Source organism: Psychrobacter sp. DM8, from assembly GCF_051307025.1.
Classification (GTDB): domain Bacteria; phylum Pseudomonadota; class Gammaproteobacteria; order Pseudomonadales; family Moraxellaceae; genus Psychrobacter.
Map to the genome: position 1 here is coordinate 1,159,745 of NZ_CP195538.1, position 23,992 is coordinate 1,183,736.

General features: G+C 40.8%; 20 protein-coding genes. 12 read left to right on the forward strand and 8 right to left on the reverse strand.

Annotated elements, in window-relative coordinates; genetic code table 11:
* Nucleotides 1-69: 69 nt before the first annotated feature.
* Nucleotides 70-1,707 carry a hypothetical protein gene (locus ACR64J_RS05070; protein WP_435950789.1) on the reverse strand — a complete coding sequence of 546 codons (1,638 nt, stop codon included), beginning with the start codon at nucleotides 1,705-1,707 and terminating at the stop codon, nucleotides 70-72.
* Nucleotides 1,708-2,021: 314 nt separating this feature from the next.
* Here ACR64J_RS05070 and ACR64J_RS05075 point away from each other — a divergent pair, with 314 nt between their 5' ends.
* The 4 genes from ACR64J_RS05075 (at nucleotide 2,022) to icmH (ending at nucleotide 6,051) form a co-directional block, all read left to right on the forward strand.
* Nucleotides 2,022-3,044, forward strand: a complete 1,023-nt coding sequence (locus ACR64J_RS05075; RefSeq protein ID WP_435950790.1) for a M15 family metallopeptidase — start codon at nucleotides 2,022-2,024, stop codon at nucleotides 3,042-3,044.
* A gap of 50 nt (nucleotides 3,045-3,094) precedes the next feature.
* Complete coding sequence (locus tag ACR64J_RS05080) at nucleotides 3,095-3,778, forward strand: hypothetical protein (RefSeq protein WP_317200891.1); 684 nt, start codon at nucleotides 3,095-3,097, stop codon at nucleotides 3,776-3,778.
* A 9-nt stretch (nucleotides 3,779-3,787) separates the two neighbouring features.
* On the forward strand, nucleotides 3,788-5,134 hold the full coding sequence (tssK, locus tag ACR64J_RS05085; RefSeq protein WP_435950791.1) for a type VI secretion system baseplate subunit TssK: 1,347 nt from the start codon (nucleotides 3,788-3,790) through the stop codon (nucleotides 5,132-5,134).
* 104 nt (nucleotides 5,135-5,238) lie between these two features.
* Nucleotides 5,239-6,051, forward strand: coding sequence for a type IVB secretion system protein IcmH/DotU (gene icmH / locus ACR64J_RS05090; protein WP_435950792.1), 813 nt, complete (start codon nucleotides 5,239-5,241; stop codon nucleotides 6,049-6,051).
* 271 nt (nucleotides 6,052-6,322) lie between these two features.
* Here icmH and ACR64J_RS05095 read toward each other — a convergent pair whose 3' ends face one another.
* From ACR64J_RS05095 to ACR64J_RS05125, 7 genes are all read right to left on the reverse strand, one after another.
* The gene (locus ACR64J_RS05095; RefSeq protein ID WP_435950793.1) at nucleotides 6,323-6,487 is read right to left on the reverse strand and encodes a hypothetical protein; all 165 of its coding nucleotides are present in this window, start codon (nucleotides 6,485-6,487) and stop codon (nucleotides 6,323-6,325) included.
* Between the two features lie 165 nt (nucleotides 6,488-6,652).
* Complete coding sequence (locus ACR64J_RS05100) at nucleotides 6,653-7,135, reverse strand: hypothetical protein (RefSeq protein WP_435950794.1); 483 nt, start codon at nucleotides 7,133-7,135, stop codon at nucleotides 6,653-6,655.
* 398 nt (nucleotides 7,136-7,533) lie between these two features.
* Entirely contained in the window at nucleotides 7,534-8,169 is a 636-nt protein-coding gene (locus ACR64J_RS05105; RefSeq protein WP_435950795.1) for a hypothetical protein, read from the reverse strand.
* A gap of 3 nt (nucleotides 8,170-8,172) precedes the next feature.
* Nucleotides 8,173-9,693, reverse strand: a complete 1,521-nt coding sequence (locus ACR64J_RS05110; RefSeq protein ID WP_435950796.1) for a hypothetical protein — start codon at nucleotides 9,691-9,693, stop codon at nucleotides 8,173-8,175.
* A 64-nt stretch (nucleotides 9,694-9,757) separates the two neighbouring features.
* On the reverse strand, nucleotides 9,758-10,675 hold the full coding sequence (locus ACR64J_RS05115) for a hypothetical protein (protein ID WP_435950797.1): 918 nt from the start codon (nucleotides 10,673-10,675) through the stop codon (nucleotides 9,758-9,760).
* The gene (locus ACR64J_RS05120) at nucleotides 10,653-13,154 is read right to left on the reverse strand and encodes a LysM peptidoglycan-binding domain-containing protein (protein ID WP_435950798.1); all 2,502 of its coding nucleotides are present in this window, start codon (nucleotides 13,152-13,154) and stop codon (nucleotides 10,653-10,655) included. The genes ACR64J_RS05115 and ACR64J_RS05120 overlap by 23 nt, the downstream gene beginning before the upstream one ends.
* Nucleotides 13,147-16,137, reverse strand: coding sequence for a contractile injection system protein, VgrG/Pvc8 family (locus tag ACR64J_RS05125; RefSeq protein WP_435950799.1), 2,991 nt, complete (start codon nucleotides 16,135-16,137; stop codon nucleotides 13,147-13,149). Before ACR64J_RS05125 ends, ACR64J_RS05120 begins: the two co-directional genes overlap by 8 nt.
* Before the next feature lie 226 nt (nucleotides 16,138-16,363).
* Here ACR64J_RS05125 and ACR64J_RS05130 point away from each other — a divergent pair, with 226 nt between their 5' ends.
* The 8 genes from ACR64J_RS05130 to tssG all read left to right on the forward strand — a co-directional run bounded on the left by ACR64J_RS05130 (nucleotide 16,364) and on the right by tssG (nucleotide 23,918).
* Complete coding sequence (locus ACR64J_RS05130; RefSeq protein WP_435950800.1) at nucleotides 16,364-16,819, forward strand: hypothetical protein; 456 nt, start codon at nucleotides 16,364-16,366, stop codon at nucleotides 16,817-16,819.
* Between the two features lie 129 nt (nucleotides 16,820-16,948).
* Nucleotides 16,949-17,701, forward strand: coding sequence for a hypothetical protein (locus tag ACR64J_RS05135; RefSeq protein WP_435950801.1), 753 nt, complete (start codon nucleotides 16,949-16,951; stop codon nucleotides 17,699-17,701).
* 61 nt (nucleotides 17,702-17,762) lie between these two features.
* A complete protein-coding gene (gene tssB / locus ACR64J_RS05140) occupies nucleotides 17,763-18,275 on the forward strand; it encodes a type VI secretion system contractile sheath small subunit (protein WP_435950802.1) in 513 nt (170 codons plus the stop codon).
* A 3-nt stretch (nucleotides 18,276-18,278) separates the two neighbouring features.
* Nucleotides 18,279-19,769, forward strand: a complete 1,491-nt coding sequence (gene tssC, locus ACR64J_RS05145) for a type VI secretion system contractile sheath large subunit (protein WP_435950803.1) — start codon at nucleotides 18,279-18,281, stop codon at nucleotides 19,767-19,769.
* 53 nt (nucleotides 19,770-19,822) lie between these two features.
* Nucleotides 19,823-20,326 carry an Hcp family type VI secretion system effector gene (locus ACR64J_RS05150; RefSeq protein ID WP_435950804.1) on the forward strand — a complete coding sequence of 168 codons (504 nt, stop codon included), beginning with the start codon at nucleotides 19,823-19,825 and terminating at the stop codon, nucleotides 20,324-20,326.
* A 231-nt stretch (nucleotides 20,327-20,557) separates the two neighbouring features.
* Nucleotides 20,558-21,037, forward strand: a complete 480-nt coding sequence (tssE, locus tag ACR64J_RS05155) for a type VI secretion system baseplate subunit TssE (protein ID WP_435950805.1) — start codon at nucleotides 20,558-20,560, stop codon at nucleotides 21,035-21,037.
* A gap of 74 nt (nucleotides 21,038-21,111) precedes the next feature.
* Complete coding sequence (gene tssF / locus ACR64J_RS05160) at nucleotides 21,112-22,935, forward strand: type VI secretion system baseplate subunit TssF (RefSeq protein ID WP_435950806.1); 1,824 nt, start codon at nucleotides 21,112-21,114, stop codon at nucleotides 22,933-22,935.
* Nucleotides 22,899-23,918 (forward strand): type VI secretion system baseplate subunit TssG, encoded by a 1,020-nt coding sequence (gene tssG / locus ACR64J_RS05165; RefSeq protein WP_435950807.1) that lies wholly within the window; start codon nucleotides 22,899-22,901, stop codon nucleotides 23,916-23,918. Before tssF ends, tssG begins: the two co-directional genes overlap by 37 nt.
* The last annotated feature ends 74 nt before the right edge of the window (nucleotides 23,919-23,992 follow it).

A 23,992-nucleotide genomic window follows, 5' to 3' on the forward strand; every position in this document is an offset into this window, starting at 1 on the left:
AGCCTAAAAGAATTTAGAGAGTGGGCGTATCTTTGTAATTATTAATTGTGAGTATTGATGAGGGTAACTCTATTCAGAAGTATCGAAATCTTCTACAAGCCACAGCATACAACAGTGCTTATGTTGAGTGATCAAAAACTTGATATCAGACTCATGTTGGTCTTCAACTGCTAGCTGAGTCAGTATTGATAGACTTATAAGTGACTGTAACCACAAGTTTAAAGGCATATAATGCCCTAAATGATGCTCATTTACTAGAGCGCCTTTTTCTACAAAACTATCTACAAACGTCATAAAAACTGCCAAATCATAAGGCTGCTTTGATGGATTAATGTCTGAGAGTATTTTGAGGCTTTTTGTACTAAGCGAATGCGTTGTCGTTGACTCATGATCAGGCGGTGTGGCTTTGGTCTTTATTTGTGGGTCGTTTTTTGAATGCGCTTTGTCCTCTCTCAATGCTGAGAGGACAAAAGCATTGTTTGATAACAAGCGTTTAATCTTACGAAGATGGCGAGTGTAATATTGAGACGATCGAGCAGATATCGTTTCATCATTGGCTCTGTTGATTTGCTCAGCGTCGTCAGTGATTTTTAGCGCTGATACGTTAGTAGTACCCTCTATATCTAATACCGTCCGTGCTGCCTGATTATAAAAAATAAATAAGGTACTTGCCTCGGTTGGTATATGATTGAGAGTTTCGGTGGTGTTCAGATACTCATCTAACCAAACCTCACTGATTTGAGAGTCCGCCGCTAGCAGCAGACACACTTTTGCTTCATCAGCGGACAGCACTACCAGCTGCTCTTCAAAAAACTGTAAGGGGTTATGATCTTCGCTATTCGCCTCAAGAAGCGTTATAGCGAGTAGCGTCTCAGGGAGACCGTAAGTCATTAATTGTTGTTTGACAAACTTAACAAGATAATCAGTATCGGCTATAGAGGGTACACAAAGGTATATATTCAGCTCAGATATAAGGGTAGTCGGGGTATCAGCAGACACCGATTCGTCGTCATGGGTACTGGTTATATAATGAGTTTGCCATTCAGGATGTGCATGGAGCGCAGCGTTGGTCTCATTGTGCTCTTGATGCGCAATCAAATCATAGTGCTGAGTAAGAACAGACAAAGCGGCCTCGCTCAAGTTTAGTTGCTCTGATATCAGGGCTGCTAAACGCAAGGTTAGCGTATCTATATCTACATCAATCAGGTTAGCGTTGCCTGAATTTAACAAATCATCATTGTCGTCAGTGCGAGCTGGCAGGTCATCATCATAAACAAAAGCTGGTTGCGTTATGACTCTATCGATAGGTTTTATCAGCATAGGTAAACCATCAAAGTCCGTTAATGTCTCACTTAATAATGTCAGATCATTATCGTTTTCTATAATCTCAGCCCAGCTATCCCCTTCTGGCAAGCATAGGCTACTATAAATAAATAGCGGATAACTATCAGAGGATGATACAGATTTATCAACGGCTGTCTTTACAGACTCAGGTTCTGGCTGTTGTTCACGTTTTTTTTGTCGCCACCGTATAAGAAGGATAGTGCTAAAAATGAGTAGTGGAACCACAACGAACCACACCAATAAGTTGAAGGAAGTTAGCTGCGATACATTATCTTTAAAGTACATCCATACCAATAATAGATAGATGAGGAGAATGACGACTAGAACCACTCGTGCATACGTCATTAGTTTTTTTGTCGTCATCTACCAGACCTCATTTTCAACACTCTCGTATTATTAATTATCTGTGAACATGGCTATTCAATCAGCCGCTATTTTATGATATTTAAAGCCATCAAGCTACTTAAGTTCGTTACTATTGTTAGTAGGTACTAGTAACAGATATCTTAGGACTACAATCACAAATTTGAATAACGAGTGTACATAGTTGGTCAAGATGAATAATGTGCTGTTAAACATTCACTACAATTAAGTTTGGTTTCAGCTAAAATTTCTGGAAGATTTTCTATATAATAGTAAGCCTTTGATTAATAGACTCTTTAGTCTCATACTTCTTTATGATCTATCTATTAGCTGCCTTTTTTATCATGCTCTCGATACTGATTATTATCATGCTTTTTGATCGGCAGCTGCTGGCGCGCCTCTTTACTTATATAACTCTGGTATCTCATCGACTACCCAAGGTAGATATAAAAAAGTCTATACCCAAAAAAAGAGAATCACTTAAACGCCGGCTCGATACGACGTCTATTACTATTCCTGTAGTGTCTATGCTTTCACTGTTTGCGATTATCGCCACTTTGGGTATGTGCTATTTTTTGATCACTCATAACTCTCTTGCGGTCTACCACGCACAAATTACACCTGTTAGCACGGCAAGCTCGCAAATTAATCAGTTATTAGTAGGGGAGCGCTTAAGTCCGCCGCCTGCACCACCAGAGGAATTATTCGCAGAACTTGAAGCTGAAATTGCAAGTTATCAAGCCTCACAGATGGATGAAGGCTATTGGTCAGATGCCCCGAACAATCCAGTTACAACGACTAGACCACTGATGTTACCTGAGCCTGACTTGTCTGATCTCAATACACAAGATACGGCTACAGGTTATTCTGGAGATGTACTGGCATCGCATATACACAATGATCAAATCAACATAAAAAACGCGGATCGCAACTGGGAAAAAATGAACTCAGAATTTGTGCAACGGCTATTGACAGTATACAAAGTGATGCGCGATAAGTATGGTTATGAGATGGTACTTTTAGAGGGTTATCGTAGTCCAAAACGTCAAGCCCGTTTATTAAATAAGGGCGCACATGTGACTAACGCTGGCGCGTATAAAAGCTATCATCAATTTGGATTGGCAGGGGATAGTGCTTTTATTAGAAATGGTAAAATTGTGATTACTGAAAAGGATCCTTGGGCGATGCAGGGTTATAAGTTATATGGTAAAGTAGCCAAATCTGCTGGACTTGTGTGGGGCGGTGACTGGCGAATGATGGATTTAGGTCATGTAGAACTTCGTAAAAAAGGGATACTAGGACGACCAGATATGGCTGAAATTTTGACCAGTCAATAGCTAATCCAGTCAATAACTAATAATAATAACCCAAAATTATGGACAACTGTATGAAAATATCTATCACAAAAGTAGCGTTATGCTGCGCTTTGACTACAACCATTTTTGGTTGTAGTAGTGGAGATGAACTTGTAAAACCGGCGTCTACATCTGTTCCTGTGGCTCAAACGCCATCTATCACTGACAAAATAAAAAGCATTATCAATGACGATAGTGCTCCAGTTAATGATGATTTACAGATATTAAAAGATCAGCTAGAGCAGCAGCAACAGCAATTAAAAGCAATGAGCGACGAGCAGCAAGCGCTGCAAGAAGTACTAAAGCGTCAGAGCATCAATCTTGATATATCTGCTAACAAAGAGGCGAACGCAGGTCGCAATCAGCAAGGTACAGCAAGTACTGCGTATATTGCTTTTTTAGAAAATGAGCAACAGTTCACTGAGATTGAAGAGATGGCAACCAAAGAGGTTAGTATTATTCCTCAGCGCCAAAGCAGTCTGAAGCTAAATATCCCACAAGACGCCCAGTTCATCGCTATAAAAGTTGGACTCAGATATACCAAAAAGCGCTCTCAACTACTGATTCCGATTAGTAGTTTAGATTTTGACAAGTCACTAACATTGAATATTGGCGCTTGTGATATCAACATCGAAGACGGTATCTTACCAGAGCTGACGCCTACATTTACGACCAAACTTAAATACTATCAGCAACCTCTGGTTAGCTGCTCTTAGGAGAAGATCTTGAGCAAACAAAGAGTACTATGGGGCGAAGGTCTGTTTTTGCGTCCTCAGCATTTTCAAATTCAAGACAGCTATCACAACTCGCAGCGTGCACTGAGTATGATGCTCTCTCACCCGTATGCTTATGGCATTGCTGATGTACAGATCGACAAGCAGCTGTTAGAGAGCAATCTATTAAGTTTTAACAGTATCTATGGTGTATTACCTGATGGTACTATTTATCAAGCGCCGCGCACAGACGCCTTACCTAAACCTGTCACCCTTGATACTCAAGATAATGGCGACGACGTCTATGTGTTTCTGAGTTTAGAGATTGTACATAGCAGTGGTCATAATATTCAAACTGAGCATAGCGACAATCCAGCTCGCTACATCAAAGATAACATCAATGCTCAAGACTTATATAGCCAAGCGGCCGAAGCGGTCATTGATATCATAAAGCTATCACCCAGCTTGCAACTAAGTCACTCGTCGCAAACGCCTAGTCAAGACACCGTGTCGCTACTGATAGCCAAGCTCTCTCGCACGACGCAAGGCGTGTATCAGGTAGATGAAGATTACATCGCTCCGAGTATTCATATTGAGAGTAATGCGGCGTTGCTAAGCCAAGTGTATCGTTTGATGACGATGATTAATACTAAGTCCAGCGCCTTGTACGATCATCATCGCCAGTCTAATAATGATTTGCTTGAGTTTCGCTCCTCAGATATTGCCTCGTTTTGGTTACTTCATGCCCTAAACACCGCTTACTCGCAGTTAAGCCACCTTTATAATAATCCAAAACTACATCCTGAGAGACTTTATGAGTCACTACTTAACGTCGCCAGCCAACTGGCTACCTTTAGCTCCTTGTATAAAGTTGGCGACTTACCCTCGTATCATCACAACAATACCCATGATTCGTTTGTAAATATCATTATTATCATCCGTGAGCTATTAAATACCGTTATTGCTAGTAACTTTATCTCCATTCCACTACGCCAGAACAAACCTTCTTATTACACAGGTGATTTGAGCAGTGATAAAATTACTCGCAATTCACAATTATACTTGTCTATTAGCTCCTCCGTGGCTATGCATGAACTTATAGATATCGTGCCACGCCGATTCAAAGTAGCAACTCCTGATTCGGTAGAAAAGCGTGTACTATCGGCCCTACCTGGTACCCCTATATCGCACGTGACACAAGTGCCTAGTGCTATACCTGTACGTCCAGGATTTAGTTACTTTACGATTGAGCCTATAGGTGAGCTATATGACGAGATGATCAAATCTGAATCAATCTGTATCTACGTTCCTAACGGTTTCGATGATCTAAAAATCGAGTTGATGGCGATTGTACAGTAGCTAAGGTATACAAAAGTATGGAGTCTCTATATTTTACAGTGCAAAACATAGGGTTCATGAACTATTAAACCTCATTTTTGAGATGACAAGTATTAGGAATAATCATGGCAGGTAATAATTCTACAGGGTCAGCGCCCTCGCTATTAGATTCGGGTGAGGTGGCCTCAAAAGTCTCGACAGAGGGTCTTGATAAGCGCCTAAATAGTCAGTCGTTAGTAGACATTATGTATGACGGCTTTTATTTGGTGTTTTTATTACGTAATCATTATTTTAGTACCGAACCGCGCCAGTTTCGTCAAAAGATCTATAGCTTTTTGGATAAGTATGAGATTAATGCTCGCAAAAAAGGCTTTATGTCAGAGGATATTCATGAAGCCAAATATGCCTATTGCGCGCTGATAGATGAGACTATCATGACCTCACAAGAGCCTGAGTTTCAAACGCTTAAAGATGCGTGGGAGCTCAATCCGCTACAGCTAGATCTCTTTGGATCACAAGTCGCTGGCAACGAGTTCTTTGAGCGTTTAGATGGTTTGCGTGAGCAAGGCGAGAAACGTCTGCCAGCACTAGAAGTCTATCACTATGCTATGCTACTTGGGTTTCAGGGTAAGTATCGCCTAGAAGCACCAGAAAAAATTCGTTATCTCATCTCACGCTTAGGTGATGAGATTGAACATCTACGCGGTAATAAAAACGAGTTCTCGCCATTTTGGGCGATTCCCGATCAAATCAAGCACACACTGACCAACGAGACGCCGTTGTGGGTTATTTTAGCAGTCATGGCGGTATTATTGACGGCGATATTCACTACTATGTGGTATTTGACGAATAGCTTTACAGACACTCAGCTGTCCGCTTACGATACTATTATTCAAGAGAACAAAGAGCAGGCACATATTTCTATATTTTTGCCTTAGAAGAGTAAGGATTTTACTCCCCATCAACACACAAAGTCTGGCGATCTATATTATGGTAATCTTCTTCTTGGCAAGAGGCTATAATTAAACTGATAAGTAGCACAGTGAAGCTCTTAACTATAGTTTTTTCACTTATCATAAACTTCTGATTTTTATAATTGATGGGATAGGGCAGTGATGACTGATTCCACTATAATTATAGTTCAAAGAAGTAAATTCATTTAAACTGATAACAGTTTAGATAGTGAATCAATCTAATAATAACGTCATTTTAATCCACTCTCTCATAGTTCATGCCCATATCTGTATTGGCCAAGCGATACTCAAAACCGAATTGTTCTTTAAAACTGTCGATAATTTCTTTATCAACTTGACTATTTTGACAAGTATATGAGCGAGTTAAGCGCCAATCAGTAGCAATATTGAAGTTCATCATACATACATCATCTATAGGGATATTTTCTTGGCCAAGAGTATTGAAGTCGATATCTGCAAATTCATTAGGGTCTATGCCTAGTTTGGTTAATTCGCTGTCCTGAAAATCGTAGTTTACAAGTCCTAGAGGATAAAAACCTAAAGTATAGAGACTGCCTTCTTCATTTTACTTTCTTACTTTGGAAGTATGAAATGACTGATTTGGATACATATATTCAGCTTGATCGTTACTAAAACTAAGCAAAAACGTTTCTTCGTCATTGTATGGGATGAGACCCAGTAATATTTGCTTATAATAATCTTGAGATTTTGGGTATTTTCTATCGCCTTCAACATCAAACATACCATTATCAAACTTCTTTATATCTAGGAAGTCATGATTAGAAATCGGTAATTCCAAACAAGGAACTTTGGCTAACTCTGCAATCTGCCAATCTGGTATGGTGTTATGGCATTCTAATACTTTATTATTTGAAACCTCGACTAAAACGTTATCCTTATCGTTATTATCAAAATTAATAGTGTCAGTAGTGTTAACTTTAACTACGTTGTTATCAGCTTTAATAGCATCAACTTCTGTAGTGGCTTCGTTGTTTATGTTGCAAGCTGTTAAGAGAATACAAAACAAAGTTAATGATAAACATCTCATTCTAAATGTCCTTATTAAATATCTTCAAGAATACCACGCGACTTTAAGCTGGATGCTGAACCTTGGTTTTTACTATATAAGTAATCGTAATTTTTCTAAGATTTAATATTGTTATACAAGGAGCGACTGATCATAGGGCTGTCGATGTCGCCATACCAGTGAGTGAGCAGGACGGGTTGTCCGAGTCTTGGAGCGAACTGCCAGCCGTGACTTTGTCCTGAGGAGAGTTGTAGTGCTCTAAGTGGCGGGGTGACGCCATTATCATGGGGGCTGATACCTGAGTAGACGGGGGTGGTGAGGGTTTGTTGCTGGCCGTCGTCTGTGACTTGAGAGGCGTAGCTTGAAGACTAGCATAACTTATCTATGTAGATGCGCTAAACTACATAGTTGAGTTTGAGTTATAAATTAAGTAATGAGTCAACGAATGAAGGTATGGAATCATGATTTTCAGAAATAAAATTAACATCATGATGTTGTTTAAATTTTCCAGATTTAGAATCTACGGTGTACTTATGCCATGAATGAACAAATAAGCTATCTTCCTCAGAGTATATATCTAATATCCAAATATCAAAGTTTTTATCAATATAGTAAGTTCTTTCAACATAATAGTAATCTCCTAGTTCTAAAAAATAAATTTTTAAAGAGTCTACTACTTTATTGTTTTTTATAGACTTTAAAGTGATTGACTTGCTATTAACTTCGCCTTCATTATTTCGTGAACCAAGATAGTATTGTTTTGAAAGACTAATTTCATCACTTAAAATTAAATCAGTATGATCGTTATTTTCAATATTTTTAGGAAAATATTGATCAGTATCTAATAGTGTATAATATTTACATTTAATCGATTGTAGACAGCTTTTTTGTATTTCAGCTATAAATTTTTTATCTTTTATTCTGTTGAATCCCTCTTGCTTAAACGAAACAGAACCATTTAACTTAGTAGGACTATTTAATTCACCAATATTCGTAGGTAACTTACATGACTGCAACGCAATCGACAGTAAAAATAACCAGCAAATTTTTTGCATTTCTTATTCCTTAATAATTGTTATGTGACTCTTATCAAACATTGAATGAAGATGATCATTATGGTAATTAGCAGGAGTAGTATGTTTATACTTATGAATATTCTTACCTTGAAGTTGTTTATAACACCCAAAATCTTTCATAGCAGTTATATATTTTTGTTGATTAGATCTTGAACTAAGGTACTTGGTATCAATACTTCTACCATTATTATGTGAATAGCTTGGAAAACCTGTTCCTTCTTCAAAACAACTTCCAGTTGATGTCATTTTTATTCCAGTATAGGCTAGAGCACCTATAAAACAGGCTAGGTGTCCTGGACTAGTATAGCGTCTCTTAGTATTAGAGAATGAATACTCAACTTTTATATTATTTTGATTGTATTTTAGGTTATCAGGCATTTTAACTAATAGTATTTCGTTTTGCTGCGCTATAAATAATCTCCAAAAGTATTTTCCTTTATTGATGCCATATTCTGCAATATCACCATTTTGATACTTTACTCTGCGATGTGTTTGACCATCATTGACTTTCCGATCATAAATAACTTTTGAATGTGTTGGTTTTGAGCTTTTTTTATGTCCAACACTTTTTTCTTTAGTTTTATTCCAATTAACAGTACAGATATGATGTTTTCTACCATTTTTCTCATAGTATATATACTTATATTTTTGTTTATTGCTTGAAAATATACTTTTCGGTATATACTTAATAATTTGATTATTCTCGTAGATATTATATGTAATGATGCCTTGCTCAAATTCAGGCTTCTTCGCCTTATAAACATAGGGAATATCATTTCTACCAACATCCGCTGTAATAACATCCTTTTTAACTTCTTTACCATCTTCATATGCCAGTACTGTTATATCAACACCTACTAGCGAATCATGGGTTCGACCTCTTGTACCGTCACTACCCGTTACTGACGGATTTTTACCGTATTTATCTGATTGCGTCCAGTACGAAAGCCCCGATAAGGGCTTATTTGTTGATTCATCAACGAACTTTATAGTAATTCTGGCTTCATCTGAGGCAACCTCAAGCGTTGGCCCGTCTTCTGTTTTCTTTTCAACCTCTATTACCTTTGGCTTTTCTACTTTGATGACAGGGTCTTGCTCTGTTTGAGGTTTTGGGGTGTCATCTTGTTCACTGGTCTCTGGAGTAGTCGATGCTTCTTGACTCAAGGTATCGGTATCTGAGGCATCGCTGATATCTTCTGTAGAGATGTCTGTGCCTATGATCATAGTCCATTGTTTGGAGCCGTAGGTAACAATGGCAGTTGTTTGCGCTCTACCTTGTCCATCGATGACAGTAAGCTTTTCACCAGCAAGGGCTTTTATAGTGCTAATACCTTGGCCGTTGGCTCTTTTTAGAGCAGATTGTCTGCCACGATATAGGGTTTTAAATTCGTAATGGGATATGGGTTGATTGTTGTTGTCGACAAATTTGATACTAAAGGCGACGACAGGGACTTTGAGTACTTTAGTCTGTCCGTTTAAGTCTCCTGTGACGGGAAAAGCCATGCTGTAAATGGATTAGTATTTCCTATACGTGCAGACTTAGTTTAAATAAGAATAAAATCTAAAATTAGAAAGGACATTCAATAGGTTGTTCATTAGCTAAAAAAGCCATTTGATAGTTATAAATATTATTGACACAGATTTCTGTTTTATCTACAGTATCAAACTGCTCAGCTGTTTTTGAAATATTATAATCAAAGTTTAATATTTGTTCTGGTCTTATGATTCGTAATTTGTAACTTGTAAAATTTATAAAGGCAGTTTTCTTCTCAATTTTTACTTGAAAACTATTATTGCCAAAATTACTTGACTCAAATCCTAGCTTTTTTTCTTCTGGCGTTAAACCGTTCAAATATTCTTGGATGCTGTTTTTGAGTGGCAATGCTTTATCTACATATCGAATAACATAACTTGAGTCATCTAAATTTGAGTTTTCAAAATAAACTTTTACAGCTAGCTTATTTTTAACTAATTTCTTATTCATTGTATCAAGATAGTTTTTATAGTTTTCAATATACGCTTTCCCACTAGTAGGCTCAGTCTCATCTAAATAATCAAGTTCTAAGTCAACTCCTTCTTCATCTTTGAAAGGAAATGGAAAGTATTGATCGCATTCTTTTTTGTAACATCCAAAGCTGTATTTAGAGCCATCATTACATTCTGTATAGCCGTAAGCTCCAGCATTTAAGGTTGTTTTACAAATATTGTTATCTACTTCAATATTATCAAACTTCATTTCGCAGGTTGTAATAGAATTCATAACATAAATGTTTCGAGATGACTCTTTCTTGACTAATGAGATCAGATGTTTAAAATCATCTGTAGACAATGACCATAAAATGCCTTCTTTATGTACGTCGTTCTTAACTGTAGTATCTGCGTCAATACATATGGTTTGATAAACCTCTGCTTCCTCTTGGCAGGCAAGTAGATATAGAGTGACTGATAATATAATTATAGGTTTACAAATATTCTTTAATAGCATTGTATACTGTCCTTCCTTCACCTTCGGTTTTAGCTGCAACATCTTCGTGTACTGCTATATTAGACTGAGTCAATCCATAATGAATAAGTAAATATCTCGTAAGGCAAGCAACGCTTTGAGTTTGTTTCATAGTAAGTTTCTGCCAACTGTGTACCTTGTTTCCATTTGGAGGTCCAACTGTTGGCTTTCCATTCTTGTCAAGGGGCATACCTACAACTTCAATTCCTACTGAATAGGGATTTGCATTACCAGCGTGTATAGTAAGTTTATTCAAGTTAGCTGTTTGATAAATTTTACCATCTTTGTCTACAACAAAATGTGTGCCATATGGTTTTGATCCCCTACTAAAAGAATTAAATGTTGATTGAGCGGAACTATTAACAGTTCGATGCAAAATTATTTTTCTAATTTCTTGAGTATAATCCCTTCTTTCAAGCTTAGGAGTATGATGCTTTATTATACGAGAATGAGTTAGGAATCCAGCTTGCATAGGCATTTTATTGTTTCTGTTACAAAAACAGCCCTCTATATTAGAAGGGCAATTATCATTAGTTGAAACTGGCTGCTCAATAACAATAAATGTCTCACACTTGCCAAATGATTTGTATTTTTCACCGTCTGTCAAAAAATGTTCCACTGATTGGGCGATTTCGGACTTCATGACCTTGCCATCATTATTCTTGTCCATGTTGTTTCTTGAAAATTTTTCTACTCTCTTATTTCTAATTCGTTCCCTTTCATTAGGGAAATCTAGTTTGCTATGACTATCTGCGAATACCACATGATCAGGCTTTCCACTTGAGACAGGAAATAAAACTTGAAGATAGAAGTCGATAAATTCTAACTTTTTATCGCGCTTAGGTTCAAAATATTTTTTTACCAAATCTAACTGGTTGATTTCATCCATCTCCGCAAGTTGTTTAATTCTTTCTAATCTTTTACCGTTACCCCAATAGTTTTCAACTGTTTCAATGATTGGTTTTTCTCCAGTCAAACCTTCGTAAGTGTCTGGCATAAATTGAATTAATCCAGTAGCTCTTGAATTTTGTTTATTAGGTGCGCCTGATTCAAATTTTTCTCCGCTTTCCCAAGCAAATACAGCCATTAAATTATTAGCCATTGCTAAATAGTCATCAGGCCATAAGTCTTGGCTTATCTCAATAACCTTTTTTCTAAAATCACAGTCTACTTTTGCACCCCAAATCAGATCATGTGCCTTACAAATACAAGCACCATTAGTAGTAGCGACAACCTTTGGCGTACCATCAGAGCTATTACTAGGTTTTGTAGTTATGTTTACAGGTTTATCTGGCTTACTTGATTGAGAAGAACGACCTGTGGACGAAGAAGTAGCGCCACCTTTGGGAATCGTTAATCTATCACCTGGGCGGATAGTATCAGTCAGTTTCAAGCCATTAGTACGAGCTAAATCATTAGTATCAACGCCATGCTGTCGCGCGATACCGCTCAAAGTATCACCTCTTTTCACGGTATAATCACCTGATATAGATGAGGAGCTATTACCTGAATCAGTACCAGCGGCAGGCGCTCCTCCAGCTGGCTTATCATTTTTGGCACCGCTCATAGCTTCATTAATACTCTCTAAACCTTCTTTTGCCCTGTCACCTAAAGCGCCTAACCCCTCTCCTATGTTTTCAAGAACGCCACCGAAAAACCCTTCATCTTCATCAGAAGAAGAGGGTTTCGATGAGGGTTTTGGTGTAGGTCTCGCAGTGGGGATGGGTTTAGGTGTTGTATGAGATTGTGCTGAACCAGCGCCACGTAGCTTGATCGTTTGACCCGCCTGCAATGTTGTTGGGTTCGTTATTCCATTCATACGTTTGAGTTGCTCTACTGACACACCACTTCTTTGTGAGATACCAGATAATGTTTCTCCATTTTTTACCTTATAATGAGTTTGATTTTTTAGAGAATCAGGTCTGTTATTAGTAATGCCTGTTAAGCTACTGCCTTTGGGTGGCACTTTAATTATTTGACCTGAATTTATCTTATCAGGGTCTTTGATGGTTGCCTTGTTGAGCTGCGCTAGTATCTGCCAAGTGGTGCTATGCATCTTTGCAATCGTGTACAGATCTTGACCCTTTTTAACTTCATACTCGTCTTTACCTGCTACAACTTTATGTGTGCTTCTTTTGTAGGAACCAGCGCTAGGATTCAGTGCTCGAAGCTTGACCGTTTGAATAGAGAATGAGGCTTTGAGTTTAATATTGCCTTTTTTAGGAGGAACAACGATACGACTATTGACTGTCATCATTTTCTTAGTCAAAGGGTGACGAACCTGAACGACTAATATAGTACTAGGCGGTCGGCTGATCGGCGTGCCAAGACCTTCGCTATTAGAACGAGCACTACTAATAAGGCGTCCTGCTTCTCGAATTTCATGATATAAATTAGGAAAAGGCTTATTGAGAAGATCAACAAACTTGAGTTGAAATACAATACTTTTGGTTTTACTCATCGTTGCTCTCCTGATAGGAGTCTTGATCTAAAGAATCGTTTATCTGATTGCCATCATTCTCGTTAGAAACTTCTATTTCATCCTCTTCATCAGGTTCAAACTCAACACCCCAATCTGTATCTTTAAAGCCGACTAGTACCTCAACCTCTTCTTCTTTATCACTAATCACAGGTGCGGTGCGTCCATGTGCATCTAACACTCCTTCTATCAGCTGCCCATCGGGGCGCAGCATCTGAAACTCAATATCTTTAAAATCATGCTGATAAAACAAATCATAAACATCCAGCTTATTACTAAACAGCGGAATCGTCTCAGGCATCATCGGTACAGAGTAATTCGCTCTTGCCCCGCCCACCAACGCCTTCCTCACCGCCTGAATCTTAATCACCCCCGGACACACAAACTTAATCCCGCTCTCATCAATGGTCAGTGACGCCCCCGCGCTGGTCTGAAACTTAATACGCTTAGGACTAGAGATGTTCACCTGACCCGACGCGCTACCGATCGTCATGCCAAGTTGGCTATGGAGTTGTAACTCACCGCCTTGTGCCTGTATCGCCACAGGCCCCGTATTAGCACTGATATGCAGTCCCGACATCGCTGCTTGTCCAGCAATCCCTGACAGCGACTCGATACGATCTGCCGTTAGGGTATAGTTGCCTGCCACCACATCCGACTGGGTGCTACCTGATTGGCGTATGAGTGTCTTCGCCGTAGTTAGCGTATTATTAGCAGATGCCAGAATACTGTCTTTGCTCACCATCATCACATCAGGGGCGCCTAAGACTTCAGTTTGCATGCTCTCATCCATTATTTGCGCTGCGGTTTCAAACGCTTTTATAGACTCGTTAGCACTGCTTATCTCTTTGGTGGATTGTAAGTGCGCTTGTTTGGCCTCAGTGAGCGTCTCACTCAACTCTTTACTCAGTTTAAGCTGTCGAACTCCAGCGTCATTGACCCAAGCCGATTCGTGCTCGGATTGGCTGTGCCTAATGCCAAAGGTGGACAGTAGGACGCCACTGTCTGCGGTAGCTTGCAAACCATGATCAGTGGCAAGGTTAACCCCGTGTCCGCTTTCGCTTGATTGATGGTTGCTATAGCGATGACGGAGCACGCCAAGCTCGAGGAGGTGCTCATCTGGGGAGAAGGTAGCACTGTCTGTGCGGGTTGGGGTTTGGGCATTGGCACGACTGCCTGTATTGACACTCCACTGCGTGCCGATCTGGTTTGGGGTGTCATCAAAGCTTAGGCTGACCTCTGTACTACTGGTGAGTCCGTATTGAGCGATACCAGTGATCCAGCCGCTATGAGCATCGTCCTCGCAAATCTGTGCGTGACCCATGCCGCCACCATGCCATCTGGGGGAGGAGCCGCTTTGTAGGTTATGTCTATTGGAGAGGCCGGCGTCACGGGTGGTGATGTCGCTCTCATCGGTGTCGCCCATACCAATGCCGTCATAGAGGGAGCGACTAATCACGGGGCTGTCTATATCGCCATACCAGTGAGTGAGGAGGACGGGTTGTCCGAGTCTTGGGGCGAACTGCCAGCCGTGACTTTGTCCTGAGGAGAGTTGTAGGGAGCGCAGTGGCGGGGTTGTGCCATCATCATGGGGGCTGATACCTGAGTAGACGGGGGTGGTGAGGGTTTGTTGCTGGCCGTCATCTGTGACTTGAGAGGCGTAGCTTGGCTCAGATGAGCTACTAGCATCTCCGGTACGGGCCTGGGTGAGTCCGCTGTAGTGGTGACTGACAAAGGCGTGCTTGCTTGGGTAGGGAGCGTAGGCAATGGAGGATTCTAGGAGCACAGCTTTGACCCAGATGCCAGTGTCGCGGGCTGCGCTGTAGGCGTGGGGCGGCATGGCCTCAAGTACGGTACAGGTTGCTTGTTTAGTAGTACGCATCAGCCATTCTTTGATGACGCTTTGTTTGTGATAAGAGACGCTATTGCTAGCTGGTTCGATGCCGATTATGGTCAGGGCGGTACAGACGCTTGCTAGACTAGTAATGCTTGGTAGGTTATGAATGCTGACAGGACTGCCAGTATGTATGCCGCGCAGGGTTCCTGTGGCGGTGTAGTATTCTCTGTGACAGCCATTGGCGCGTACCCATAGCTCAGCTAAGCGCGTGGCAGCGGCGTCGCTATTGACGCGTGAGGGCGCCCCAAGGAGTACGGCGGTATCCTCAAGCGCTAGCGGCGAGTCATCATGGGCTTGTCCTTCATAGATAGTGTCAGCAGCGAGTCCGTCTGCGCGTACGATGACACTGCGCGTACCGAGTTGTTTGCTGCTCAGTTGAAGCTCGTCGACGGTGTCCTGTCCTGATGGGATAGAGGACTGCTCGTAACGATAGTCCAGTGGCAGTAGGTCATTGTCATCAAGAGCACTAAACAACAACCAGTATCCTAGATCGTCCGCAGAGTTCCCGTGTCGCCATAGAGCGGAGATGCCACTATCAGCGAGCAGGCTTATAATAAAGTCATAGTCGCTGATGTCAGATTGGGTGCGTATGTCATGTATGTCGCTCAAAGAGGCGCTATCTGAGGAGGCATCTTGTGAGCGTAATTGCTCTGAGAGTTGCCAGTCAAAGGGGTAGTCGCTAAGGATGGTGGTGATGATATCTAGGGTCGACTGACCGACAAAGCTGCGGGTGTGGATGGATTGAGTGAGTTGCCAGTCTGGGGTGACGATCTCTAAGCTGTAGAAGTGCAAGGCGCCGTCAGAATGCTGGTAGGTAATGGCTTTTATAAGCCCACATCGGTCGGTTGGATTTCGGGCGGCAGTGAGTGTCGTTAAGTTTACAGGTGTACCGATTAAGGATAGACAAGCGCCTGCATCTAAGAAGCTGTGGGTGTAGACCAAAATATGGGCGCGTTCACTTTGATTAAGGGCGCTTGTCCAGATAAAAGCGGCGGGATAGAGGTCAAAAGGAGCTAGAATATCGTTGTGAGCAGTGAGCTGATGCAAGCGGGCAGTTTGGGTAGGCAAGGAATAGTCTCCTGTGACGGCGAGAGTAGGAGCACAGTTTATAGAATAAAATAAACATTCATAAATTATTTGGTAATAAAAGTATAGAGTTTATTGAAATATTGTCAAGTATCTGTATAATCGAATGTAATTTAATCTGTTGTTTCTTTTAACGATTAATAGATATATTAACTCATTGTACTTTTTGCACTATACTTTTATCGATGATCCCTTATTTATGATAACTATGAATTCTCATACTAGAAGCTTGCTTTTCGTAACTTTACTCTCTTGTCTTTTGATGACGGGTTGCAGCTCTCTTGGCAAGAATAAAGAAACTCAGTCTACCAATAGAGTTAAACCTACTATTATTCAGCTTGCTAGCCCTTCACTGGCTTATTTATCAGATCCAGCTGTCAAAATTAATAATAGCCGCGGCATGACAGCTAAGCGCTGGCTTGCTATTGCTAACAATAATTACCAAGCAAAAAGATACGCCCGAGCATTAAGAGCTGCAACTGAGGCATTGAACATTGACGAGAGCTCCAATGAAGCTCGAGAATTGGCTATGTTGTCTGCTATTAAAGTGACCGAAAGCAACATCGGTACTTATCATGATAATGCGCTAATGACAGATAAGGACAGAGCTACTTTTAAGAGTACGTTGACTAGAGTGACTACATTAGTCAATACATCAGATTGATGTGTCTAAGAGTAAATGACTAAATTGAAATAACTTATTCGCTTATAAAAAATTATTACCTATAAGGGCGACTAATAAGCCAATCGTATTTAGGATATTAAATATAATGATAGTGAGCATCGATCTACCATGAACAATAAAATAACGATAACAGCAGGCGCAAAATACTATAAAGCGGTTGTAACAAGTATAGCTATTATGGGATCAGCGATAAGCGTTGCCCACAGTGAAACATTAGGTCAACAACTAGACCCACAGCTAAATGTGATAAATCAGTATGAAAGACTTAAAAATACAGATGCAAGATCAGCAGAGTTACATCAGTTAGTAGCCACTTTAAATCAGAGATTAGATAGCAATCCTAGTGACTCTTTAGCATGGGAGTTATTAGCACAAATTTATTACAACAATGGTTATTATGCTTATGCCGTATATGCAGCAAGTGAAGCGATTGACCAAGGCTATCGATCTGATAAGCTACAAAAAATACTATTAAACAGCAGTGCCATTGTCTCCCAAAACCAGTTGCAACAAGATTACCTAACAGATGAGTTAGATGATCGGTTCTTAAATGAATACCAGTCCGCTCTTAGTAGAATTTATGGTTCAGTATATGGGTTTAACTATGATGAGTCGTTGCCCAAACCTCCAGCGCCAGTAGTCAAACCTAAAGCTGTTAAAGCTAAAGTAAAAGTGCCGCGCCGCGCTACCAAGAAAAAAGCTCAAATAGTGTCAAAAAAGAAAGCGGCTCCTAAGAAAAAGACAGTTGTGAAGACTAAACCCCGAGTCGTACCAAAAAAAGCACCTGTCAAAAAAATAGTGAAGCCTGCTCCCAAGAAGAGCAATCCTAGATCTACAGATCCATTTAGTATATTACGTTAGTTAGCATTTTACGTTAGATAGGTATGACATTAATTATCAATGACTTAGGTAAATTAATATTATGGCAAATCAAGACAGTGTACAAAAGAAGTTAGCAAAAGTACGTGCGCCCCGCGTACATCTGACTTATGACGTCGAAGTAGGCGATTCAATAGAGACCAAAGAGATTCCATTCGTTGTTGGTGTCTTGGGTGAGTTCTCTGGTGATTCTACGCTTGAACAACCACGCTTAAAGGACAAAAAGTTTGTCGAAGTTGATTTAGATACTTTTGATGAGGTAATGTCAGGACTTGCTCCGCGCGCAACCTTTCGTGTTAGCAATGACTTGAGCGATAAAGGCGGCGAGTTTGCCGTTGATCTAGCTTTTAATAGCATTGATGATTTTCGACCAGAGTCTGTAGCTAATCAAATACAGCCGCTTAAACAGCTGGTACAAGCTCGCGATCGTCTTGCAGATTTGCGTAATAAAATATCAGCTAATGAAAAACTTGAAGACCTTTTAGATGATGTTCTAAAAAACACAGAACAAGTCAAAAAAATGGCCGAACAAAATCAAATTGAAGGTGAGGAGTAAGCTATGAGTGCCCAAGCCCAACAGCAGCTCGCAGCTGATGCTACACATGTCGACAATTTTGATTTGCTTGATGAGATCGTTGATAAAAGTAATATTGCTAAATCTGACGACGAAAAAAATCGTGCTAAGTCACAAATCGCTGAACTGGCTAACGAAGTTATGCAAGGAACAGTTACGTTGTCCGATAACTTGGCGGCTTCTATAGATGCCCGAATCGCTGAAATAGATGCGCTGATATCTAAACAACTGACAACGGTCATGCATGCTCCTGAGTTTCAAAAATTGGAATCAAGCTGGCGTGGTCTACATTATCTTTGTAGTCAAACGCCATCTGAGTCTATGCTCAAAATTCGTATGTTAAACACCAATAAGCGTGAACTGACTAAAGACTTTCAATCGTCTATTGATTTTGATCAAAGCACTTTGTTTAAAAAGATATATGAAGAAGAGTTCGGTAGTTTTGGTGGCGAACCTTATGCCGCCATTGTAGGCGACTTTCAGTTCACTCGTCAAAACGCAGATATGTATTTACTTGAGCAACTATCACACGTGGCAGCAGCAGCGCACGCACCCTTTGTATCAGCGGCTTCTGCTGAAATGTTTGGACTGGACTCATTCACTGACATCGGTCGTCCTCGCGATTTGTCAAAAATATTTGAAACCGCAGAGTATATCCGCTGGCGCGCCTTTAGGCAGTCAGAAGATGCTCGTTATGTTGCATTGACTGTACCGAGCTTTTTAGGTCGCCTACCATATAATCCAAAAGATGGCACAGTGGTTGAAGGCTTTAATTTTGTAGAAGAGGTTTCAGGTAACGATCATAGCGACTACCTATGGGTCAATGCCGCTTATGCTTTTGCCTCACGTCTGACCTCCGCTTTTTCAGATTATCGCTGGTGCGCTGCTATTCGCGGCGTTGAAGGTGGCGGCTTAGTAGAGGGTTTACCTGTGCATACCTTTAAGACTGACGAGGGCGATCTTGCGCTTAAATGCCCAACCGAGATATCTATCACTGATCGCCGCGAAAAAGAGCTGAGCGACTTAGGATTTATCCCCTTAGTTCATTGCAAAAATACTAATTATGCTGCTTTTTTTGGCGCGCAGTCGGTGCAAAAAGCAAAATCGTATCAAAACGACGACGCCAACGCTAATGCGGTGTTATCTACTCAGCTACAGTACATTATGGCCGTTTCTCGTATTGCTCACTACTTAAAAGCGATGATGCGTGACAAAGTGGGTAGCTTCTTGGCGCCAGGTAACGTTGAGTCTTTTTTAAATGATTGGATTTCACGCTACGTCTTGTTAGACGATGGTGCCTCTCAAGAAGCCAAAGCACAGTATCCATTACGTGAAGCTTCTGTACAAGTTGTAGAAGTCCCAGGAAAACCTGGTGTCTACAAGTCGGTGGTCTTTTTGAGACCGCATTTTCAGCTTGATGAGTTGTCTGTCTCATTGCGTCTGGTCACGCAACTGCCACAATCGAGCAACAACTAATCTTTAGTTAATCCCAGAGTTCGACTTAAACTTCCCAAAAAAAGGTGTAAAACATGAAAGATATCTACATTCAATTTCGCGGTAAATACAAAATTGACGGTGAGTCACGTGATAGCGAGCACAAAGGCTGGCTCGAAGTAAACACATGGGATCACTTGATTCGTCAACCAAAATCAGCAACAGCAAGTAGCGTTGGTGGTCATACCTCAGAGCGCTGTGAGCATGCTGATATGGTCTTTATGAAAGATCTTGATTCAACTAGCCCTAAATTATGGGAAGCGTGTTCAGCAGGTTATACGTTTGATGAGATTCAAGTTGATTTTTATCGTGCTAACGGTGACAAACGTGTTAAATACCTTGAAGTAAAGCTTAAGCATGCGCTTATCGCCAGTGTTGAGCCTACAGTACGTTCTGAAGGTGTGCCTGTTGAAAAAGTTGGCGTGAAGTATGCGGCAGTGGAATGGACTTACACCCAGCAAGATATTGATGGTACTGCAAAAGGCGCTGTGACTAAAAAATGGTCATTGGCCAATAATACTGCGACTTATACTGCTTAATAGCAAGTGGTAGCCCAATGATGTATTCGTTGTCTTATTAAAGAAAGGTTTATATCTAGGCCTTTCTTTTTTTTATTCAAAATTGCTATCACGTTTATAGCGACTTTTATTGTCTTTACAATTATATGCTGAAAGTATTGTTTTTGTCAGATGCAGGTTTAAGATAACAAATAGCTCTAAGATAGTAGGCACAAATCATTGTAAAAGATGAGTTTATGAAAAGAGGATAAAATGAATTACGGTGCTAAAGAGGTGGGATTTCGACCAAATTTATTTGAGCAATTATTTGACGATCAGCCGCGTCAATTGGCTCACGATTTAGTGATGCGTCGACTTAATATTGATGAGCTAAAATCCTCTGTGGCTAGTGATTTGGAGTCTTTGTTGAATACCCGCTGCGTGATATCAGCTCAGTTGCAATCTTATCAGCATGTACGCTCCTCGATACTAGGTTTTGGCATTTTAGATTTCGTTGGACTAAGTAGTGCAAACCCTAGTGACTGTGATTATATCTGCCGGCAAATTGCACAAACGGTTGAGCAGCAAGATACGCGTTTAAGAAACGTTCGGGTATCGCTTGATATAGGCGCTATCGATGTCAATCAGCTGTGCTTTTCTATTGAAGCGTTACTCAAAGTTTATCCCGCCCAAGAGCTGGTGAGTTTTGATGCTTTTTTTGAACCAAGCTCGCAGCGTTATCAAGTAAAGTAGCTCAATTTACAATCATTGATCATAAACTTAAGATTTAAGTGTATATAGAAGTCATTTATTATTGTTGAGGTCTTATGGATAGTCTACTTCCCTATTTTGAACATGAACTAAGCTTATTTAATAAGCAATCCAAAGAGTTTGCCAAAAAATACCCAAAGATAGCGAACCGTCTATTGATGGGCCACGATACGGTAGATGACCCACATATCGAACGCCTAATACAGGCGTTCTCATTGATTAGCGCTCGTATTAACAAAAAGCTAGATGATTCTTATGCAGATTTTACAGAGTCGTTGTTAGAGGTTGTTTATCCCGATTATCTCAAGCCTTTTCCCTCAGTTTCTATCGCTCAGTTCAATATAGGGGTTCAAGCCAATGCTATGAGCGAGATTATCCATGTTCCCAGAGCCAGTAGCTTTGCCACACAAAAGATCAATGGGACTGCCTGTCAGTTTCAATCGACATCCGATGTGGCTTTGTTTCCGCTACAGATTGAGAGTGTCAGTTTTGAGACTCGTCAAGAAGTTTATGATAACGAACATGGACTCTTGAATAGCTGTATCAGTATAAAGTTTAAGGGCACCAACCCAAGCTTTGATTATCAAACGCTTTTGTCTCAGCCAATAGATCTTTATATAGATGAAGATGCCAGTCAAGGCACCAGTCTGTGGGATATGTTGTGGTGTGATGTGAAACAAACCCATATCCATGCTCAGCGTGTTAACAAAAGCGTAGGCAGTCCCTTTGAGATCATAGGCTTTGATCCCAAGCAGCAAATCTTACCCAATAACAGGGTGAGTAATGCTGCGTCCGCTTTGTTAAAAGAATACTTTTACTTCCCCGAAAAATTTAACTTTTTGCGCCTAAATCTTGGAAAAGCGTGTCCTACGCTCAAGATTGACAGCAGTGGTTTTGAGATTCGCTGTTATTTTAAGATCGATAAAAAGAACACCATACGCCTAAAGAACCTACAACAACTGAGCGTAAATAGTATCAAGTTGTTTTGTACTCCTGTGGTCAATTTATTTAAAATCGCCGCAAAGCCCATTCAAGTGACGCATCGCTCCATATATTATGACCTGATACCTGATACCCGTGCCCTTTACCAGCATGAGATTTATGAAGTCACCAAAGTGGTTGAGTCAAAACAGATGAATAATCGTCTGGTGCAACATGACTATCATCCTTTTTATGCGCTCAACCATTATGAGCAGCAGGACGAAGGTCGTTATTATCATATCAAGCGTGATAAAGATATGGCGGAATTTAAACAGGGGTTTGAATATCAGATTATGTTCGTCGAAAAAAACTGTGAGGGCACAGCTGGCGTGGTAAGTATGAGTACTTCACTGCTTTGTACCAATAGAGACTTGCCAGCGCAAGTCATATTCGGTCAAAGTCGCGGCGATCTGTTTAGCGAGGGCATGTCAGGGTTTAGTAGTTTGACGCTGCTCAAGCAGCCGACCAGAACAGCACGATTTGAGTATACGGGGGAGGAGCGCTGGCGTCTGATTTCGCTTATTAGTTTGAACTTTTTGTCGCTTGCAGCGCAAGATGCTCAGCTAATGAAAGAGTATTTGTCGCTATATGATATTACTCAATCAGCATCTAACAGGCAGTTGGTTGAGGGGATAATTTCTGTCTCGACCAGTATCAAAGCTAGGCGAATACAGCGCTTACCGCAGCCAGGATTTGTGCGGGGTACAGTCGTCGATATTCAAATCAATCAGAAAAACTTTGCAAGCGTTAGTATTCGTCAGTTTGCGCAATTACTAGCGCACGTCTTTGGCTACCATGCCAGCTTAAATAGCTTTGTTGAAGTGACTATTAGTGATGCTACGACTAAAGAGGAGGTATACAGATGTCAGCCACGCAGTGGTCTAGCTCCTCTCATTTAACGGGTTTAATGAATGCTCCGCAGCGCTACGAGCTATTACAAGCGCTACGTTTGATTCATCATGAGACCAGCAAAAATCTAACGCCCATTGAGGTGCGTTATCGCTCATCATTGTCACTCGCTTATCCATTGGCTGAGATTGAGTCGATGACGTTGGTGGCGCAAGATACTATGGATAGCACTGCTAATGATGCCCAAATGACACAGATCGAGGTTTATCCTGCTGTTATCGGTTTGACAGGGCCTTTGTCTGCCATGCCAGCTATGTACACCGATCATCTAGCGTCACGCGTCAATCATAACAAGGATAAAGCGGCGCCCGCATTTTTGGATTTATTCAACCATCGTCTCACTGACCTTTATGTACAGGCAAGCTGGTTTTATAACCTCCCTTTGCAATATGAGCTTAATCATAAACAAGACAGCTACCTGCTTAGCTTGCGCGCATTAGCACGCCAGCCCAAGAAGCTGACGGCTATAGATAGCTTGATTGCCTATGCAGGTATGATCGCACCAGGACGGCTGACCGCAGATCAGTTGGCTCATGTGTTGTCTAACTTTTTGGACAGTGAGGTGAGTGTAGAGCAATTCGTACCTGAATGGTTTGATTTGCCCGTGACTGAGCAGACAGCACTCGGTGGTCAATATGCCGCTCTGGGTGTTTCAGCGTTCTGCGGTGCTCGGGTGGTTCAGTTCGATAGCAAGATTAGAGTAATATTTCACCGCTTGAATGCAGATCGTTATATCAGATTGCTGCCTGAGGGGGATATGTATCGAGTGATCATCGATTTTGTACGCAAGTGGTGCGGTGTCACTCTAGCGGTTGAGATGCAGCTTGAGCTGGACAAGGCGTATATCAAACCTCTGTCTCTATCTGAAAATGGCTTTGGTAGTTTAGGGCGTGGTGGATTTTTGATGAGTCATCCTGCCACTGAGCACCACGATGAGATGCGTTATGCATTACCTATTGAATACAGTGGTTGATAAGTTAAAAGTGAGTTCGATAAAACTATTTATCTTTTATACCTATTGAGCCAGTAAATTTAAAGTACTAATTT